Annotated in this window: 4 protein-coding genes; all 4 read left to right on the top strand. The window is 62.1% G+C overall.

Translation table 11 applies throughout. The features are described from left to right. The first annotated feature begins 164 nt into the window (after positions 1 to 164). The 4 genes from ACI944_RS13040 (at position 165) to ACI944_RS13025 (ending at position 3,488) form a co-directional block, all read left to right on the top strand. Positions 165 to 1,613, top strand: coding sequence for an NCS2 family permease (locus tag ACI944_RS13040; RefSeq protein ID WP_411719465.1), 1,449 nt, complete (start codon positions 165 to 167; stop codon positions 1,611 to 1,613). Between the two features lie 169 nt (positions 1,614 to 1,782). Beyond that, on the top strand, positions 1,783 to 2,250 hold the full coding sequence (locus ACI944_RS13035; RefSeq protein ID WP_411719464.1) for a helix-turn-helix transcriptional regulator: 468 nt from the start codon (positions 1,783 to 1,785) through the stop codon (positions 2,248 to 2,250). A gap of 66 nt (positions 2,251 to 2,316) precedes the next feature. After that, a complete protein-coding gene (locus ACI944_RS13030; protein WP_411719463.1) occupies positions 2,317 to 3,150 on the top strand; it encodes a ParA family protein in 834 nt (277 codons plus the stop codon). Beyond that, complete coding sequence (locus ACI944_RS13025) at positions 3,150 to 3,488, top strand: hypothetical protein (RefSeq protein WP_411719462.1); 339 nt, start codon at positions 3,150 to 3,152, stop codon at positions 3,486 to 3,488. Before ACI944_RS13030 ends, ACI944_RS13025 begins: the two co-directional genes overlap by 1 nt. Positions 3,489 to 3,669: the final 181 nt, after the last annotated feature.

The following is a 3,669-nucleotide window of genomic DNA, read 5'->3' as shown; positions in this document are numbered from 1 at the left end:
CCGTCGACGCGCTCGTCGAATTTGAGCAGTAACTAGAACACGTCGGTGTGCGAACCCGGCCGGCGCTGTCGGATGCGCCGAATATGCATGTTTTTGTATATACGTTCCCGAACGTCGACGAAAACGACTATACCTTTGTTACTCGGTGTGCTCAAACGTGAAAGATGGGCGTCGTTGACTCACTCGCCGACTACTTCGATTTCGAGGCGCACGACACCGACCTCCGCACCGAGACGCTCGCCGGGGCGACGACGTTTCTCGCGATGGCGTACGTCATCGTCGTCAACCCGGTAATCCTCTCGGAGGCGATCATGACCGATCCGCCGGCGGGGATGAACCAAGGCGAGGTCATCCAGATGCTCGCGGTGGTGACGATTATCGCGTCGGTGGTCGCCATCGCCGTGATGGCGTTTTATGCAAAACGCCCCTTCGGGCTGGCACCGGGGATGGGGCTGAACGCCTTCTTTGCGTTCACCGTCGTGCTCGGGTTAGGCGTCCCCTGGCAGGTGGCTCTGGCCGCAGTGTTCGTCGAAGGGGTCCTGTTCATCGCGCTGACGGCCGTCGGGGCGCGTCGCTACGTCATCGAGTTGTTCCCGGAGCCGGTCAAGTTCGCCGTCGGGGCCGGGATCGGTATCTTCCTCCTGTTTCTCGGGCTCCAAGAGATGAACGTGGTGGCGGAGTACCCGAGCGGCACGCTCGTCCAGTTGGGGAACTTCCTCGTCGAACCGACAGCCATCGTTGCCGTCGCCGGTCTGGCGCTGACGCTGTTTCTCTACGCCCGGGGCATCAAGGGCTCGATCGTCCTCGGCATCCTCGCCACCTCGGTCGTCGGCTGGCTCATCGCGCTCTTCGTCCCCGGACAGGGGGGGGCCTTCGCCCCGCCGAACACGATTGGGGTCATCCGCGATGTCGGCTTTACTACATATCTCTTCGATGTCCAGTATAATTTCCTGCCGCTCGTCGAGGGGTTCGTTCAGGGCCTCGGCGGGATCACGGAGGATCCGCTCGTCTTCGCGCTCGTCGTGTTCACCTTCTTTGTTGTCGACTTCTTCGACACTGCCGGAACGCTCATTGGCGTCTCCGGAATCGCCGGCTTCCTCGACGACGATGGAAACCTTCCGGAGATGGACAAACCACTGATGGCCGACGCCGTCGGCACGACCACCGGCGCGATGCTCGGAACTTCGACGGTGACGACGTACATCGAGTCCTCAACGGGGATCGAGGAGGGCGGCCGGACCGGCTTTACCGCCTTGGTGGTCGGACTCTTCTTCCTCGCAGCGCTCGCAGTGGTCCCGCTCATCAGCCTGCTCCCGCTGTATGCGACCTACATCGCTCTAGTGGTCGTCGGGATTATCATGCTGCAGGGCGTCGCCGACATTGATTGGGACGACCCCGCCTGGGCGATCCCGGCCGGACTCACGATCACTGTGATGCCGCTGACGACATCGATCGCCGAGGGCCTCGCGGCCGGCATTCTTAGCTACCCGCTTGTCAAAGTCGCGGTCGGCGAGGGGCGGCAGGTCACGCTGGGACAGTGGCTCTTGGCACTCGCGCTCGTGGTCTACTACATCGTCTTCTTCCTCGCTGACGGGGGCTTTGTCGCGTTCTGAGACGCGGCGACCCGGTCCGCGTTCCGCCATCGGGACGCTCGCCGAGATTCAATCCGCTGAGCGTGGACACCCCACCCGCGCCGCTCCGCTTGATCGCCAACCGAACCCTACTTTCGACGTACGCGTCGGCGTGGGAAACTTTACCACTATACGGGGCTTGACCGATCACATGGGCGACTTCGTCGACGTGAGCGGTGTCAACCGGATCGTGCGCAATATCCGCGCCGGCCGGCCGCCGATCGAGGCCAGAAAACGGGAGCAGGTCCGGGAGGTGAAACACGAACTCACGGAGCGCATCGAATCCCGGAAGACGGCGTGGGAGGCCATCGGACTCACGACACAAGAAGCCGAGGTCGCGAGCTACGGCGAACTCGGGTTCACTGACGACGCGATCTCGCAGTTGACCGATGTGACGACCGCGACCGTGCGCGAACACAGGCGTCGGGCGAGGGGAAAATACGACCAGGCCGCACGATTAGTCACTCGCGTCGAATCGACACAGGCGTTAGATACCGCGTGGACGTGCAGGTACTGCGGGCGCGACACACCGCGCTCGAACGCCGACATCGAGTACGACATTCGGGAGAATGCGGTCGAGTATCAGTGTCGGTCGTGTGGGGAGCAGCAGCGACAGTAACGGCCCGGCCGCGTGACCCACACATTGACAAGACAGCGGAGAGCGGTAACCGACACGAACAGATAGATGACGAAACTGGTGATATGGTCCGAAAGCGGGGGCGTCGGAAAGACCACCACAGCGATAAATCTCGGCGCCGCACTCGGGCGTCGGGGCGAGAGGACGCTTCTCGTAGATTTAGATCCACAGCCGGCCAGCCTCTCGGCTCACGCGGGGTATCCGGAAGCGAAGACCGCCGACGGCGTGACGATCACGGACGTGCTTTTGGGTACGGCCGCGCTCGACGAGATCATCATCGAAGATGAATCGTTCGATCTGGTGCCAGCCCACGAGTCGCTCGCCTCGCTGGAGAGTACCGTGCGCGCCGAAGGAATCTCGACGGCCGAGTTCCTCCTCCGGTCGGCGCTCGATCCCGTCGTGGACGACTACGATCACGTCATTATCGATCCGCCGGCCACCCTCAACCTGCTGGTAGATAACGCGCTCATCGCCAGCGGGAACGTATTGATCCCGATGGAGATGACGCGAAAAGGGAAACAGTCTATCTCCGGCGTGTTGGACACCGTCGGCGCGCTCGAATCCCAGCTACAGCGGGCTCAACCCGAGTTCACGCTCGACGTGCTCGGCGTGTTGCCGAACAAGGTCGACGGGTCGAGTCTGAACCGAGCGGTCAGAGAGTCACTTGAGGAGGACACGGATAACGTCGAGGTGCTTCCGGTCACGGTTCCGAACTACAACGTGATGGAAAAGGCATGGGACGCACAACTCGATATCTTCCGGTATGCCGAGGAACGCGGCTTGCGCGCGTATCAAGAATCCCTGCTGGATGCCTACCGCGACCTCGCTGTAGCGATCTCGGCGAACGACCCGGCCGAACGACAATCCACGGTGAATGACTAATGTCAAAAAAAGATCGTTACGCACACCTCGGCAACGAACCCGACGGGGACACGCCCGCCGAACGACCAGCAGATGCGGACGGCCGAGACTCGGAGGTTCATATCACAATCGATGACGGGAACGAACGGACCACCCTGACGGTCGATTCAGACGCCGCCTCCATCGAGGAACTCCGCGACGCCGTTCGGACGGCGTCGGACGACACGTCGCCCGCGCCGCTCGCCACCGGCGTCCGCTCGATGCTGGCGACACAACGGCTCGTTTTCAATATGGGCATCACGGGAGCCGTCGTAATGGAGCAGGTGGCGTCCACGCCGTTTATATATAAACCGCGATAGGACGCGGCGTCGCGCCGGCCGACCGGGTGTTACTCTGTCGGTAAATGGCTTACCACCGAAACATGACCGCGTGTGAACTCCTACTGTATCGTAGTTTGCAGTGTGCCGGCTAAGCTCGTGGGTACATGCGTCCAGTTGCTCGCCGACCGGCGCGGATGGGGTGCCACAAACGGTTGCAGAT

The organism is Natronomonas sp., assembly GCF_046710025.1.
Lineage (GTDB): Archaea > Halobacteriota > Halobacteria > Halobacteriales > Haloarculaceae > Natronomonas.
Note: the sequence above shows the minus strand (reverse complement) of the source record. Positions and strands in the feature narration are given on the sequence as shown.